Source organism: Bradyrhizobium sp. 27S5, assembly GCF_037217225.1.
GTDB lineage: Bacteria > Pseudomonadota > Alphaproteobacteria > Rhizobiales > Xanthobacteraceae > Bradyrhizobium > Bradyrhizobium septentrionale.
The window spans coordinates 2,704,064-2,717,743 of sequence record NZ_CP147714.1; the positions used below are offsets into that span (position 1 = coordinate 2,704,064).

At 64.0% G+C, this 13,680-nt stretch carries 14 protein-coding genes; 10 read left to right on the forward strand and 4 right to left on the reverse strand.

The genetic code is table 11. The annotated features are described in order from the left end of the window. Positions 1-79: 79 nt before the first annotated feature. Entirely contained in the window at positions 80-934 is an 855-nt protein-coding gene (locus tag WDM24_RS12630; protein WP_166203598.1) for an alpha/beta hydrolase, read from the forward strand. A gap of 140 nt (positions 935-1,074) precedes the next feature. Here the strand turns inward: WDM24_RS12630 and WDM24_RS12635 are convergent, their stop codons facing one another. Then, positions 1,075-1,851, reverse strand: coding sequence for an SDR family oxidoreductase (locus WDM24_RS12635; RefSeq protein ID WP_338831454.1), 777 nt, complete (start codon positions 1,849-1,851; stop codon positions 1,075-1,077). Between the two features lie 168 nt (positions 1,852-2,019). Here WDM24_RS12635 and WDM24_RS12640 point away from each other — a divergent pair, with 168 nt between their 5' ends. The 3 genes from WDM24_RS12640 (at position 2,020) to WDM24_RS12650 (ending at position 4,614) form a co-directional block, all read left to right on the forward strand. Next, complete coding sequence (locus tag WDM24_RS12640; RefSeq protein ID WP_021076203.1) at positions 2,020-3,096, forward strand: tartrate dehydrogenase; 1,077 nt, start codon at positions 2,020-2,022, stop codon at positions 3,094-3,096. 209 nt (positions 3,097-3,305) lie between these two features. Continuing rightward, entirely contained in the window at positions 3,306-3,833 is a 528-nt protein-coding gene (locus WDM24_RS12645) for a hypothetical protein (protein ID WP_338831455.1), read from the forward strand. A gap of 52 nt (positions 3,834-3,885) precedes the next feature. Beyond that, positions 3,886-4,614 (forward strand): DUF4163 domain-containing protein, encoded by a 729-nt coding sequence (locus WDM24_RS12650; protein ID WP_338831456.1) that lies wholly within the window; start codon positions 3,886-3,888, stop codon positions 4,612-4,614. Positions 4,615-4,682: 68 nt separating this feature from the next. On the opposite strand, the gene WDM24_RS12655 is transcribed toward WDM24_RS12650, so the two are convergent. The 3 genes from WDM24_RS12655 to WDM24_RS12665 all read right to left on the reverse strand — a co-directional run bounded on the left by WDM24_RS12655 (position 4,683) and on the right by WDM24_RS12665 (position 7,915). Further along, positions 4,683-5,594: an NAD(P)-dependent oxidoreductase gene (locus WDM24_RS12655; RefSeq protein WP_338831458.1), complete on the reverse strand. Its 912-nt coding sequence runs from the start codon at positions 5,592-5,594 to the stop codon at positions 4,683-4,685. Positions 5,595-5,624: 30 nt separating this feature from the next. Next, positions 5,625-6,875 (reverse strand): Zn-dependent hydrolase, encoded by a 1,251-nt coding sequence (locus tag WDM24_RS12660; RefSeq protein ID WP_338831460.1) that lies wholly within the window; start codon positions 6,873-6,875, stop codon positions 5,625-5,627. Positions 6,876-6,997: 122 nt separating this feature from the next. Next, entirely contained in the window at positions 6,998-7,915 is a 918-nt protein-coding gene (locus tag WDM24_RS12665) for a LysR family transcriptional regulator (RefSeq protein WP_338698250.1), read from the reverse strand. 120 nt (positions 7,916-8,035) lie between these two features. On the opposite strand from WDM24_RS12665, the gene WDM24_RS12670 reads away from it, so the two are divergent. The 6 genes from WDM24_RS12670 to WDM24_RS12695 all read left to right on the forward strand — a co-directional run bounded on the left by WDM24_RS12670 (position 8,036) and on the right by WDM24_RS12695 (position 13,654). Continuing rightward, a complete protein-coding gene (locus WDM24_RS12670) occupies positions 8,036-8,854 on the forward strand; it encodes a putative hydro-lyase (protein WP_338831461.1) in 819 nt (272 codons plus the stop codon). 87 nt (positions 8,855-8,941) lie between these two features. Then, positions 8,942-10,183 carry an ABC transporter substrate-binding protein gene (locus WDM24_RS12675; protein ID WP_338831462.1) on the forward strand — a complete coding sequence of 414 codons (1,242 nt, stop codon included), beginning with the start codon at positions 8,942-8,944 and terminating at the stop codon, positions 10,181-10,183. A 235-nt stretch (positions 10,184-10,418) separates the two neighbouring features. Next, on the forward strand, positions 10,419-11,252 hold the full coding sequence (locus tag WDM24_RS12680) for a branched-chain amino acid ABC transporter permease (RefSeq protein ID WP_234584006.1): 834 nt from the start codon (positions 10,419-10,421) through the stop codon (positions 11,250-11,252). Beyond that, on the forward strand, positions 11,252-12,238 hold the full coding sequence (locus WDM24_RS12685; protein WP_166297786.1) for a branched-chain amino acid ABC transporter permease: 987 nt from the start codon (positions 11,252-11,254) through the stop codon (positions 12,236-12,238). Before WDM24_RS12680 ends, WDM24_RS12685 begins: the two co-directional genes overlap by 1 nt. After that, positions 12,235-12,966: an ABC transporter ATP-binding protein gene (locus tag WDM24_RS12690; protein ID WP_166203615.1), complete on the forward strand. Its 732-nt coding sequence runs from the start codon at positions 12,235-12,237 to the stop codon at positions 12,964-12,966. Before WDM24_RS12685 ends, WDM24_RS12690 begins: the two co-directional genes overlap by 4 nt. Beyond that, complete coding sequence (locus tag WDM24_RS12695) at positions 12,950-13,654, forward strand: ABC transporter ATP-binding protein (protein ID WP_166297785.1); 705 nt, start codon at positions 12,950-12,952, stop codon at positions 13,652-13,654. The genes WDM24_RS12690 and WDM24_RS12695 overlap by 17 nt, the downstream gene beginning before the upstream one ends. The last annotated feature ends 26 nt before the right edge of the window (positions 13,655-13,680 follow it).

A 13,680-nucleotide genomic window follows, 5' to 3' on the forward strand; every position in this document is an offset into this window, starting at 1 on the left:
CTCCTATGTGTTCTGTTTGCTTGTGCTGTAGAACATTTCCTGCCGTTGTGGCAATGCGACGAGAACCGAAGGGGCAGAGATGGCAGCGTTGTTTTCCGCGCTGGACTGGCGCGCGATGAGCCAGCAGGAGCGCGACCTCGGCCTGAACAACGGCGTTGCCGTCAAGGGCAGCGCCGAGATCGCCGCCGGCTGGGAGCAGCGCTCGGCGGCACTGCGGCAGCAGCATTCCGACCATCTCGATCTCAGATACGGCCCGCGTGAGCGCAACCGGATCGACTTCCTCAAAGTCCGCGACGGCGCGCCGACGCTGCTGTTCATCCACGGCGGCTACTGGCAGACCCGTGCCAAGGAAGTGTTCACGATCTTTGCCGAGGGGCCGATGGCGCACGGCATCAATGTCGCGCTGATCGGCTACACGCTGGCACCGGATGCGATGGTCGATGAGATCGTCGCCGAGATTCATGCCGGGATCGATTTTCTTGCGCAGCAATTGCCGGGCCTCGGTGCCGCTGCCGATGGTATGGTCGTCTCCGGCTGGTCGGCCGGCGGGCATCTAACCTCGATGGCGCTGTCGAACCCCAATGTCCGGGCCGGCATGGCGATCTCAGGCATCTACGACCTCGAGCCGATCAGGTACTCCTACCTCAACGACAAGCTCCGACTTGATGAGGCGATGTCGCGGCGCAATTCGCCGATGATGCAGCAGGGCGGCACGGCAAAGCCGTTGTCGCTGGTGGTCGGCAGCGCCGAGCTGCCGCTGCTGCGCAAGCAAACCGCCGATTTCGCCGGCCATCGCGCCCACTACGGCTTGCCGCTGACCTATGAAGAGATCCCCGGCGCCGATCATTTCTCGATCATGCACCAGATGCAGGCGCCGCAGGGCCGGATCACGACGCTGATCCGGCAATTGTTCGAGCGGACCGCGTCATCCTGAGGTGCGAGCCTCTTCGGCGAGCCTCGAAGGATGACGCAGCCCGTGGCCCATCCTTCGAGACGCCGCTTCGCGGCTCCTCCAGCGACAATGGCGAAGCCATTGCGCGGGGATGACGGTGGAACAAGTGGCACGATCTCGGACTAGCCCCACCCCGACGTAAGCCCCCCATCGACCGTGTAGATCACGCCCGACGTATACCCGGCGCGGTCGGACGCCAAAAACGCCATCAGATCGCCGATCTCGCGCGCATGCGCGGGACGGCCGAGCGGCATGCCTTTCTGGAATTCCTTGTAGCGGTTCTCGTCGCCGAACTGATGCTTGGCGCGGGTCTTGAGCAGGGTGACGTGGCGGTCGGTGCCGACCGGACCGGGATTGATGCCGACGACGCGGATGTTGTCGGCGAGGCTCTTGCCGCCGAGCGCGCGGGTGAACGCCATCAGTGCCGCATTGCCGGCGCTGCCGCAGATGTAGTTGGCGTCGAACTTCTCGCCGGCCGCGCCGATGTCGTTGACGATCACACCGCCGCCGCGCGCCTTCATCTGGGCATAGATCGCGCGCGTCAAATTGACATAGCCGAACACCTTGAGCTCCCAGGCGTGCCGCCAGGTCGCCTCGTCGATCTTGTCGATCGAGCCGCCCGGGATGTCGCCGGCATTGTTGACCAGGATGTCGATGTCGACGGCCTCTTTTGCCAACCGCGCCAGGTCTTCCGATTTGCGCAGATCGACCACGCTGGTCGCGGCGTCGATCTGGTGCGCGGAGCGCAGCCGCTCCGCCAGCGCCTTGAGCTGGTCGCCGTTGCGGGCGGCGAGCAGCAGGTTGGCGCCTTCCTCGGCAAAGGCTTCGGCGGCGGCCGCGCCAATGCCCTTGGAGGCGCCGGTGATCAGGACACGTCTGCCGCGCAGATGCAGATCCATGGGATGTCTCGCTTGTTATGAGGAACGGATATCGGCGAATTTGGTGGGGCAGGGTCGCGCCGCGGTCAACACTGCACTGCAGCGTTGCGCTGGCGCGAAGTTTGGTCCATTGCAGGGCCATCAGGATAGGCGGCATTGCCGGCCGGGCAAATCACAAGGGTGTTCTCGATGAGCAGCAAGAAGCAGTATCGGATTGCGGTCATTCCCGGCGACGGCATCGGCAAGGAAGTGATGCCGGAGGGCCTGCGCGTCATCGAAGCGGCGGCGAAGAAGCACGGCGTCGACGTGAAGTTCGACCATTTCGACTTCGCCTCCTATGATTACTACGAGAAGCACGGCGAGATGATGCCGGCCGACTGGAAGGACAAGATCGGCAAGCATGACGCGATCTATTTCGGCGCGGTCGGCTGGCCGGCCAAGATCCCGGACCACATCTCGCTGTGGGGGTCGCTGATCAAATTCCGCCGCGAGTTCGACCAGTACGTCAATCTGCGACCGGTGCGGCTGATGCCCGGCGTGCCGTCGCCGCTGGCGAACCGCAAGCCCGGCGACATCGACTTCTGGGTGGTGCGCGAGAACACCGAGGGCGAGTATTCCTCGGTCGGCGGCCGCATGTTCCCGGACACCGACCGCGAATTCGTGACGCAGCAGACCGTGATGACCCGCATCGGCGTCGACCGCATCCTGAAATTCGCGTTCGACCTGGCGCAATCGCGGCCGAAGAAGCATCTGACCTCGGCGACCAAGTCGAACGGCATCTCCATCACGATGCCCTATTGGGACGAGCGCGTGGAGGCGATGGCCAAGAAGTATCCGGGTGTGAAGTGGGACAAGTACCACATCGACATCCTCACCGCGAACTTCGTGCTGCATCCGGACTGGTTCGACGTCGTGGTCGGCTCCAATCTGTTCGGCGACATCCTCTCCGATCTCGGCCCGGCCTGCACCGGCACGATCGGCATCGCGCCGTCGGGCAACATCAATCCGGAGGGCGATTTCCCGTCGGTCTTCGAGCCGGTGCACGGCTCGGCGCCCGACATTGCGGGCCAAGGCATCGCCAACCCGATCGGCATGATCTGGTCGGGCGCGATGATGCTGGAGCATCTCGGCGAGAAGCAGGCGGCGGACGCCATCGTCGGCGCGATCGAGCGCACCCTCGGCGAACGCACGCTGCGCACCCGCGATCTCGGCGGCAACGCCGACACCACGGCCTGCGGCAAGGCCGTTGCGGAGATGGTGGATTAAGGGCTCCTCCGCAGAAGCGTGGGGGAGTAAGGAGGAAGCGCGGCGGGGAATCCCCGCTTCGCTTGTCTCGCGCCACTGCGGGGGTACGACTCTGCGCTTCGCCAGATTTTTTTCGGCGTACCTCGAACCGCATAGCGACAGGTTTCGACTGAGTAGGGGATGACCAAGCCGCGGCGCAACTCTTCCTCAAATCCAACCGTGAAACTGCAATGAAAAATCCTGCCGTCTTCGCCTTCGTATTTCTGGCGCTGACGCCGATTAGAGTCTGCCTGGGCCAGACTGCGGAACGCCAGGCCTGCAATGTGAACGTTGACGTTACCGATACCGACCCAAAAGGTACCAATGTAAGAGCAACTCCGGGCGGAGCGGCTATCGCGTCGCTGAAGAACACCACGGTTGACGGATGGATCGGCGTGCATGTCACCGGCCAACTCGGGGATTGGTACGAGATCGACCGCGCCAACCTGATCGGCGCCGATCAGCCAGCCGGCGGCAAGGTCATGTTCCGAGGCAAGGGGTATCTACACAAGAGCGTGGTGGGCGTCAGCGGCATGCAAAATGGCGGTGCAGTCTATCTCGATCACGACATCAGAAGCGGTCTGGTTGATCCTCGCGCCGCAGGCGACCAGCGTGTTGACCTGTTGGGCTGCTGGGGTGAATTCCTCAAGGTTCATATCAAGAAGGGCACCGGCTGGACCACGGCCGTCTGTACCAACATGAACACGACCTGCAGCTAACCATCCATACGGCTCCATCGAGCGACTGGCGTCTTCTCTGGAGAATTCGAACATGAAATCGTTTGCCGCAGCCATTGCTTGCCTGGTGCTGGCCGCTGTGCCTGCGCTTGGCGCGGACTACGAGACGAAAGAAAAGTCACCGCTCTATGAGTTGCATCTGCGGGTGCCCGCGAGCGCGATGGCGATCGCAGCGCTGAAAGACAAGATCCTGGCGTTGTATAAGGCCGACGCCGATCAGGCCAAGAGCGACGCCAAGGATGACAGGGAAGGCAATCCGCACTTCCACGCCTACAACATCGACACCAACTGGCGCGTGACCTTCGAGAGCGACGCCGTGCTCAGCCTTTCAGCCGAGATAAATGCCGACACCGGGGGCGCTCATCCCAACGAGGCCTTCCAGACCATCGTCTGGGACAAGAAAGCCGGCCGCGCATTGCCGATCGACGGGCTGTTCCAGCCGGACCATGTCAAGGATGCGCTGACGGCGGTCGCCAGTGCCGCCGTCAAGGCTTGGGCCAAAGTGTATATCCAGCGCAGCGGTCAGAGGCCAGGACCGGACACCGACCTTGCCAAGGATGGCATTGGTGCAGACCCTGACAAGCTCAAGACCTATGCGTTGACCTACGCCGAGGGGAACCCAGCCGCCAACGGGATCGTGTTGCTGTATGGCGCAGGCCAAGTATGGCCGCATGTGCTGGGCGATTTTCGGCTGGCCGTGCCTGCAACGGTCTTCGGGAAATATCTCAAGCCGCAGTGGAAAGCTCTATTCAACGTGCCCTGACCGAAGAGCCGCCGTATCGTAACGCTCTTGCCTCATTTCCTTGCCGGAGAAAAAGACAAGGCGGCGCCTCATCCCTCCACGATCCTTCGGCAATGCTCCCATGCCGCGTGGATCAAATTCTCGCTCGCCTCCGGCGTGCGGAAGGCGGAATGCGCCGACAGCGTCACGTTCGGGATCTTCGTCAGCGGGTGATCCTTCGGCAGCGGCTCGATGTTGTAGACATCGAGACCGGCGTGACGGATGTGGCCGGAGTTGAGCGCATCGATCATCGCCTGCTCGTCGACGATGGCGCCGCGCGCGGTGTTGATCAGCACCACACCCTTCTTCATCTTCGCGATCCTGTCGCGCGTGATCATCCCGCGGGTCTCGTCGTTCAGCAACAAATGGATCGAGACCACGTCGCTCTTTGCCAGCACCGTGTCGAGATCGACGAAGTCGATGCCCGGATGGCTCTTGGGCGACCGGTTCCAGGCGATCACCTTCATGCCGCTGCCGAGCGCGATGCGGGCGACCTCGGCGGCGATGCCGCCGAAGCCGACCAGGCCGAGCGTCTTGCCGGTCAGCTGCATGCCGTCCTCGCGCAGCCAGTTGCCGGCACGCATCTCGCGGTCCATCTGTGCGATCACGCGCGCCGACGACCACATCAGCGCGATCGCGGACTCCGCGACCGCCGTGTCGCCATATCCCTTGATCAGGTGCACGGCGATGCCGAGCTCGGCAAGTTCTTCGGGGTTCATGTAGCTGCGCGCGCCGGTGCCGAGGAACACGACGTGCTTCAGGCCGGCGCACTTCCTGGCAATGTCGGTCGGCAACGCGGTGTGATCGACCACCGCGATCTCGGCGCCGTCGAGCACCGCCGGATAGTCTTCCGGCTTGATGTCGGGGTTGCGGTTGATCCGCATCCTGGGATCGCCTGGTTTCTCCAGCCGCTCCGTGATCACCGCAAGCGATTCATTGGCGTCGACGAAAACTGCGCGCATGCGCACCTCCACGTAAGGGGGATCAGCGGATCACGACGCGACGCCGGCGAGCGCCAGCACCGTATGCATCAGGACGTTGGCGCCGGCGGCGCAATCGGCCTGCGTCGCGTCTTCCAGCTCGTTGTGGCTGATACCGTCCTTGCAGGGCACGAACACCATCGCTGCCGGCATCACCGTGTTGAGGTTGCAGGCGTCGTGGCCGGCGCCGGAGGTGATGCGGCGATGCGAATAGCCGAGCTGCTTGGCCGCGTTCTCCACGGCGTCGACCAGCTTCGGATCGAAATGCGTCGGCGCCTTGCGCCAGACCAAGTCGAGCTGAACCTCGACCTTGCGCCGCGCGGCGATCTCGGCGACCGCGGCCCGCAGGTCGCGATCCAGCGCATCCATGATCGCGGCATCGGCGCTGCGGCAATCCACCGTGAAGGCGATCTCGCCGGGGATCACGTTGCGCGAGGGCGCTGCGATCACCGCCTCGCCGATGGTGCCAACCGCCTTCGGGCCATGCTTTTTGGCGATGCTTTCCATCGCCAGCACGATCTCCGACAGCGTCGCCAGCGCATCGCGGCGCAGCGGCATCGGGGTCGAGCCGGCATGGCTCTCGAAGCCGGTGATCTTGCCGTCGTACCACAACACGCCCTGGCCGGAATCGACCACGCCGATGGTCTTGCCCTCGGCCTCCAGGATCGGGCCCTGCTCGATATGCAGCTCGACAAAGCTGGTGAATTTCTGGCGGCCGACCGGGGCATCGCCGCGATAACCAATCGAGTCGAGTGCCTGCGCCACCGTGACGCCTTCGGCGTCCTTGCGCGACAGGATGTCGTCGGTGGTGAAATCGCCGACATAGGCGGCCGAGGCCATCATCGCCGGCGCAAAGCGCGAGCCTTCCTCATTGGTCCAGTTGCAGATGCAGATCGGCAGCTCAGTCTCGATGCCGGCATCGTTGAGCGTGCGCACCAGTTCGAGCCCGGCCAGCGTGCCGAGGATGCCGTCATATTTGCCGCCGGTCGGCTGGGTGTCGAGATGCGAGCCGACGCCGATCGGCGGCTTCGACATATCCCGTCCTTTCCTCAACCCGAACATCGAGCCGAGCGCATCGACCTGCACTTCGAGGCCGGCGTTCTCGCACGCCTTGCGGAACCAGTCGCGCACCTGCTTGTCCTCGGCGCTCAGCGTCAGGCGTCGCACGCCGCCCTTCTGTGTTGCGCCGAACTGCGCGGTTTCGTGGATGCTGCCCCAGAGGCGGGCGGAATCGATCTGCAGGTTGGTCGCGGCTCGGCTCATTTCGTCAGTCCATTTCAGCTGTCATTCCGGGGTGGCTCGAAGAGCCGAACCCGGAATCTCGAGATTCCGGGTTCGATGCTGACGCATCGCCCCGGAATGACGTTTGATTATCCGGCACTTGTTCAATGACGCGCCGCTTCCACCGCGTCAACCGCCACGCTCGCCTGCGCGATCTGCCTGGCGAGATGAGCGACGCGCTCGATGGCGACCGCATCGGGGGAGGCGAGCCAGCTTGCGGTGAAGGTGAGGGGCGGCAGCTTGAGGTCGGTATCGAGCAGTTGCAACCGCCCGTCGGCAAGCTCGTTCTCGACGATCGCCGATGGAATCACCGCAATGCCAAGGCCTTCATTGGCCATATGGATCACGGTTGCGAGCGAGGTCGAGGCATGCAGCCGGATCGGCGGCAGATCGGGGGCGTTGAACAATGCGCGCACGGTCTCATAGGGCTGGGTCTTGCGCGGAAAGGTGATGATCGGAAACCGCGCCAGATCCTGCCGCGCCACCGGGCCGTCGCCGAGGCCGAGCGCCGGGCTCGCCAGGAAGCCGATCGGATAATCGCACAGCACATGGTTATGCACGCCGGAGGCCGAGACCGGTCCGAGCACGAAGGCGAGCTCGATCTCCTGCGCCAGCAGCCGCGGGGTCAGGTTCGGCGTGATGTCGACCTCGATCTCGAGCGACAGGTTCGGATAGATTTCGTTGACGCTCTTGACCAGCCGCGGCAGCCAGGTGTGCACGATGGTCTCCGCGACACCGAGCCGCAGCGCGCCGCGCATCGCCGAACGGTCGCCGACCTCGGCCATCATCTCCGAGCGCAGGCCGATCAGCTTCTCGGCATAGGTCATCATCAGCCGGCCGCTCGGCGTCGGCGAGGCCACGCGGTGATCGCGGTTCAACAGCTTGACGCCCATCTCGCGCTCGAGCTGGGCAATGCGCTGGGAGATCGCCGGCTGGGTGGTGTTGAGCCGCTGGGCGGCGCCGCGGAAGCTGCCGAGCTTGACGACCCAGAGGAAGGTTTCGATCGAGCGGAAGTCCGTCATTGGAAGCATATCCCCGATCGATAAATTAGACTTATCGATTTTGATTAGAAAGGACGATTAGACATTATATCACGCTTGGTGTTGGTTTGTCCTTGTCGAGATTATGGGCAGGAGGCTCCCATGACTGTTTTTGCGGCAGTGCAGCGATCTCAAGGTGAAGCGGCGCTCGCTAGCGCCGAGGCGCGGCGCGCCTGCCGTGACGGTGTGGCCTCGGCCACGACAGCCGGTCTCGCCAACGGGTTCGTCCAGGGCAATCTCGCGATCCTGCCGGAAAAGCTTGCCGGCGCCTTCCACCGGTTCTGCCAGCTCAATCCGAAACCGTGCCCGATCATCGGCATGTCCGATGTCGGCGATCCCCGTATCCCCGCGCTCGGCCTCGACCTCGACATCCGCACCGACGTGCCGCGCTACCGGGTCTGGCGCGACGGCGAGGTGGCCGACGAGCCCACCGACATCACGAAATACTGGCGCGACGATCTCGTCACCTTCGTGCTCGGCTGCTCGTACTCGTTCGAAGAGGCGCTGCTCGATGAGGGACTGCCGATCCGTCATATCGAACGCAATCTGCGTGTGCCAATGTACCGCACCAACATCGCCTGCAGCCCGTCGGGGCCGTTCGCGGGACCCATGGTGGTGTCGATGCGCCCGTTCAAGCCGGCAGATGCGATCCGCGCGGTGCAGATCACCTCGCGCTTCCCGTCGGTGCATGGCGCGCCGGTCCATCTCGGCCATCCGCATGCGATCGGCATCAAGGATATCGCCAAGCCCGACTATGGCGATGCGGTGCCGGTGGCCGACGACGAGATCCCTGTGTTCTGGGCCTGCGGCGTGACCCCGCAATCGGTGATCGCAAGTGCGAAGCTGCCGTTCGCGATCACGCATTCGCCCGGCCTGATGCTGGTGACCGATCTCAGGAACAAGCAGCTCGCTGTGCTCTGAATAGGCAATTCGTGCAATTCATTGAGGCTTTACTGCGCGCTACAAGCATCACATCGATAATAGCAAGCTGATCAAGGGGAATTTCGAATGACGATCTCTCGCCGTAACGTATTGCTTGGCGCCTCCGCCGCCGCGCTGGCACCGATCGTGGCCCGCGCGCAAACCTCCGAAGTCGTCATTGGCATCATCTATCCGTTCTCCGGCGGCAGCGCGCAGCAGGGCGTCGATGCGCAGAAGGCCTATGAGACCGCGCTCGACGTCATCAACAAGGACCATGATTTCGACCTGCCGCTCGCGAAGGGCGAGGGCCTGCCGGGCCTCGGCGGCGCCAAGATCCGTCTCGTGTTTGCCGACCACCAGGCCGATCCGCAGAAGGGCCGTGCCGAAGCCGAGCGCCTGATCACGCAGGAGAAGGTCTGCGCCGTGATCGGCACCTATCAGAGCGCGGTCGCGGTCACCGTCAGCCAGATCTGCGAACGCTACGGCGTCCCGTTCCTCTCGGCCGACAATTCCTCGCCGAGCCTGCATCGCCGCGGTTTGAAGTTCTATTTCCGTGCGGCGCCGCATGACGAGATGTACTCGGCCGCGATGTTCGATTTCTACGATGCGATGAAGAAGAAGGGCACCAAGATCGAGACGCTGTCGCTGTTCCACGAGGATACCATCTTCGGCACCGACTCCGGCAACGCCCAGACCAAGATCGCCGGCGAACGCGGCTACAAGATCGTCGCCGATATCAAGTACCGCGCCAATTCGCCGTCGCTGTCGGCCGAGGTGCAGCAGCTGAAAACCGCGAATGCCGACGTGCTGATGCCGTCGAGCTATACGACGGACGGCATCCTGCTGGTCAAGACCATGGCCGAACTCGGCTACAAGCCGAATGCGATCGTCGCCCAGGATGCGGGCTTTTCCGAGAAGGCGCTGTATGACGCGGTCGGCGACAAGCTGGAAGGCGTGATCTCGCGCGGCACCTTCTCGCTCGACCTCGCCACCAAGCGTCCGATGGTCGGCAAGCTCAACGCCATGTTCAAGGAACGTTCGGGCAAGGACTTCAACGATCTCACCTCGCGCCAGTTCATGGGCCTGATCGTGATGGCCGACGCCATCAACCGCGCCAAGTCGACCGATGGCGAGAAGATCCGCGAGGCGCTGGTCGCGACCGACATTCCGGGCGAGCAGACCATCATGCCCTGGAAGCGGGTCAAGTTCGACGACATGGGCCAGAACAACGACGCCGATCCGGTGCTGCTGCAATATGTCGGCGGCAAGTTTGTCACCATCTTCCCGCCGCAGGCCGCGATCGCCGACGCGGTCTGGCCGATGAAATAGGCCGGGATGGCGCAAGGGGCGGGGGAGCGAGCACTGTGACAGCGAACGAGATCATTCAGCGCACTACGCATTTCGTCATTGCGCGGAGCGAAGCGGCGGCGCAACGCAATCTTGCTCGCGGGGCGATGGCTTGCCCCGCTTCGCCGGCAACGACACGTGATGGCATGGCAGGCGTCGCGAGGCGCCGGCCGTGACCGCCCAAGCCATTATCCAGAGTCTGGCGAGCGGCCTTCTGATGGGGCTGCTCTACGGACTGATCGCCGCCGGTCTCGCATTGATCTTCGGGCTGATGGACGTCGTGAATTTCGCGCACGGCGAATTCCTGATGATCGCGATGTACGCGACCTTTTTCTTGTTCGCGTTCTTTGCGATCGACCCGTTGCTGTCGGCGCCGCTGGTCGCCGCCGCCTTGTTCGTGTTCGGCGCGGTGGTTTATCTCCTGATCGTCCGCTTCGCGGTGCGGGCGAAGGCCAATGCCGGCATGGTGCAGATCTTCTCGACCTTCGGCCTTGCCATCGTGATGCGGGGTCTGGCGCAGTTCTTCTTCACGCCCGATTATCGCAGCGTCACCCACTCCTGGCTCGGCGGCAAGACGATCTCGGTTGCCGGCATTTATCTGCCCGTGCCGCAATTGGTCGGCGCGCTGGTCTCGATCGCGGCCTTCGTTGCGCTCTACTTCTTCATCAACCGCACCGATTTCGGCCGTGCGCTGGAAGCGACGCGCGAGGATGCCGGGGCGGTGGCCCTGGTCGGCATCGACAAGAACCGCGTGTTCGCGCTGGGCTGGGGCCTTGGTGCGGCGCTGGTCGGGCTTGCGGGCGCGATCATGGCGACCTTCTTCTACATCTATCCTGACGTCGGAGCTTCCTTTGCCCTGATCGCCTATGTCACCGTGGCGCTCGGCGGCTTCGGCAGCGTGTTCGGCGCCTTTGCCGGCGGCATCATCGTCGGCCTGGTGGAGGCGAGCACCGCGCTGATCCTGCCGCCGTCGCTGAAATCGGTCGGCATCTACGCCGTCTATCTGCTGGTCGTCTTCATCCGCCCGCGTGGCCTGTTCGGATCGATGTGATGGACACCCACTTCGCCCAACGCCGCAGGCGTGACCTGATCGTGGCGCTTTGCCTGGCGGTGATCGCCGCGATCGTGCCGCTGTTCGTCAAGGACGTCTACGTCCAGAACATCATGGTGCTGACCCTGATGTATGCCGCGCTGTCCCAGAGCTGGAACATATTGTCCGGCTATTGCGGGCAGATCTCGCTCGGGCATGCGCTGTATTTCGGGCTCGGCGCCTATACCACCGCGCTGCTGTTCACCAAGTTCGGCGTGCTGCCGTGGTTCGGCATGCTGGCGGGCGGGGTGATCTCCGCCTTGATAGCGATGGCGCTCGGCTATCCCTGCTTCCGCCTGCGCGGGCATTATTTCGTGATCGCGACCATCGTGATCGCCGAGATCGCGCTGTTGTTGATCCAGAACTGGGATTGGGCGGGTGCCGCGCTCGGCATCACGATTCCGATGCGCGGCGACAGCTGGCTGAAATTCCAGTTCGCCCGATCCAAGCTGCCATATTTCTACTTCGCGCTGGCGCTCGCCTGCGTCGCCTGGTTCGTCACCTGGTGGCTGGAGGACTCCAAATGGGGCTATTGGTGGCGCGCGGTAAAGGACAATCCCGATGCCGCCGAAAGCCTCGGCGTGGTCGTGTTCAATTCCAAGATGGGCGCCGCGGCGGTCTCGGCATTCCTGGTCGCGGTCGGCGGCGGCTTCTACGCCCAGTTCGTCTCCTATATCGATCCTGAAAGCGTGATGGGCTTCCAGTTCTCGCTGCTCATGGCACTGCCCGCGGTGCTCGGCGGCATCGGCACGCTGTGGGGGCCGGTGCTCGGCGCTGTCATCCTGATCCCGCTCACCGAGCTGACGCGCTCGTTCGTCGGCGGTTCGGGGCGAGGCGTCGACCTGATCGTCTACGGCACGCTGATCGTCTTGATCTCGCTGGCGCTGCCGCGCGGCCTGGTCAGCGTGTTCGGCAAGGTCCCTTGGCGCAAGGAAGCCGCACGATGACGGCACTGTTGGAAACCCGCGGCGTCTGGCAGCGCTTCGGAGGCCTCGTCGCCAACAGCGATGTCTCGATCTCGGTCGGGCGCGGCGAGATCGTCGGCCTGATCGGCCCGAACGGCGCCGGCAAGTCGACGCTGTTCAATCTGATCGCGGGCGTGCTGCCGCCGACCCAAGGTTCGATCATCTTCGACGGCGAGGACGTCACCCGGCTGCCGGCGGCGGAACGCTGCCAGCGCGGCGTCGGGCGTACCTTCCAGGTGGTCAAGAGCTTCGAGACCATGACCGTGATCGACAACGTCATCGTCGGCGCGCTGATCCGCAACACGAAGATGCGTGTTGCGCGGCAGAAAGCCTACGAGGTGCTGGAGTTCTGCGGCCTTGCGGCGCGCGCCGAAAAGCTTGCCGCCGACCTCGTTCCGTCGGAGAAGCGCCGGCTCGAAGTCGCCCGCGCACTCGCCACCGAGCCGAAACTCCTGCTGCTCGACGAAGTTTTGACCGGTCTGACCCCGGTCGAGGCGCAGACCGGCGTCGAACTGGTGCGCAAGGTCCGCGCCACCGGCGTCACTGTGCTGATGGTCGAGCATGTGATGGAGATCGTGATGCCGCTGGTCGACCGCGCCATCGTGCTCAATCTCGGCAAGGTGCTCGTCGAGGGCAAGCCCGCCGAGGTCGTCCGCAATCCAGAGGTCATTTCTGCCTATCTCGGGGATCGTCATGCTGTCGGTGCGTGAAGTCACCACCGCCTATCAGGGCCTGGTTGCGATCTCTTCGGTGTCGATCGACGTCACCAAGGGTGAGATCGTCTGCGTCGCCGGCGCCAACGGTGCGGGCAAGTCGACGCTGCTCAAATCGATCGCCGGTGCCGAGCGGCCGCGCGCAGGGACCGTCACCTTCGACGGCAAGCGCATCGACGGCCAGCCGCAGCACGTCATCACGTCAAGCGGCATCGCCTTCGTGCCGGAAAACCGCCGGCTGTTTCCGCGGCTCTCGGTGCACGACAATCTGCGGCTCGGCAGCTACCTCTATCGCAGCGAGGCCAATCGCGACGCGCCGCTCGATCTGGTGTTCCAGCTGTTCCCGCGGCTCGCCGAGCGGCTCGACCAGCGCGCCGAGACGCTGTCCGGCGGCGAGCAGCAGATGCTCGCGATCGGCCGCGCGCTGATGACGCGGCCGCGGCTTCTGATGCTTGATGAACCGTCGCAGGGCATCATGCCGAAGCTGGTCGACGAGATCTTCCAGGCCGTGAAGCGCATCCGCGACGCCGGCATGACGGTTCTGATCGTCGAGCAGCGCATGGCCGAGTGTTTGGAGATCGCCGACCGCGCCTACATCCTGCAGACCGGCCGCGTGCTGATGCAGGGCACCGCCGCCGAGATCAGCGGCAATCCCGACGTGCGCAAGGCGTATCTGGGATTGTAGCGGAAAAATATCTCCGCGCACTCCGA

Bases quoted from the DNA above. Each gene is read 5' to 3' on its own strand.
- WDM24_RS12630 (WP_166203598.1), top strand. From the start codon at position 80: ATGGCAGCGTTGTTTTCCGCGCTGGACTGGCGCGCGATGAGCCAGCAG.
- WDM24_RS12635 (WP_338831454.1), bottom strand. From the start codon at position 1,851: ATGGATCTGCATCTGCGCGGCAGACGTGTCCTGATCACCGGCGCCTCC.
- WDM24_RS12640 (WP_021076203.1), top strand. From the start codon at position 2,020: ATGAGCAGCAAGAAGCAGTATCGGATTGCGGTCATTCCCGGCGACGGC.
- WDM24_RS12645 (WP_338831455.1), top strand. From the start codon at position 3,306: ATGAAAAATCCTGCCGTCTTCGCCTTCGTATTTCTGGCGCTGACGCCG.
- WDM24_RS12650 (WP_338831456.1), top strand. From the start codon at position 3,886: ATGAAATCGTTTGCCGCAGCCATTGCTTGCCTGGTGCTGGCCGCTGTG.
- WDM24_RS12655 (WP_338831458.1), bottom strand. From the start codon at position 5,594: ATGCGCGCAGTTTTCGTCGACGCCAATGAATCGCTTGCGGTGATCACG.
- WDM24_RS12660 (WP_338831460.1), bottom strand. From the start codon at position 6,875: ATGAGCCGAGCCGCGACCAACCTGCAGATCGATTCCGCCCGCCTCTGG.
- WDM24_RS12665 (WP_338698250.1), bottom strand. From the start codon at position 7,915: ATGACGGACTTCCGCTCGATCGAAACCTTCCTCTGGGTCGTCAAGCTC.
- WDM24_RS12670 (WP_338831461.1), top strand. From the start codon at position 8,036: ATGACTGTTTTTGCGGCAGTGCAGCGATCTCAAGGTGAAGCGGCGCTC.
- WDM24_RS12675 (WP_338831462.1), top strand. From the start codon at position 8,942: ATGACGATCTCTCGCCGTAACGTATTGCTTGGCGCCTCCGCCGCCGCG.
- WDM24_RS12680 (WP_234584006.1), top strand. From the start codon at position 10,419: ATGGGGCTGCTCTACGGACTGATCGCCGCCGGTCTCGCATTGATCTTC.
- WDM24_RS12685 (WP_166297786.1), top strand. From the start codon at position 11,252: ATGGACACCCACTTCGCCCAACGCCGCAGGCGTGACCTGATCGTGGCG.
- WDM24_RS12690 (WP_166203615.1), top strand. From the start codon at position 12,235: ATGACGGCACTGTTGGAAACCCGCGGCGTCTGGCAGCGCTTCGGAGGC.
- WDM24_RS12695 (WP_166297785.1), top strand. From the start codon at position 12,950: ATGCTGTCGGTGCGTGAAGTCACCACCGCCTATCAGGGCCTGGTTGCG.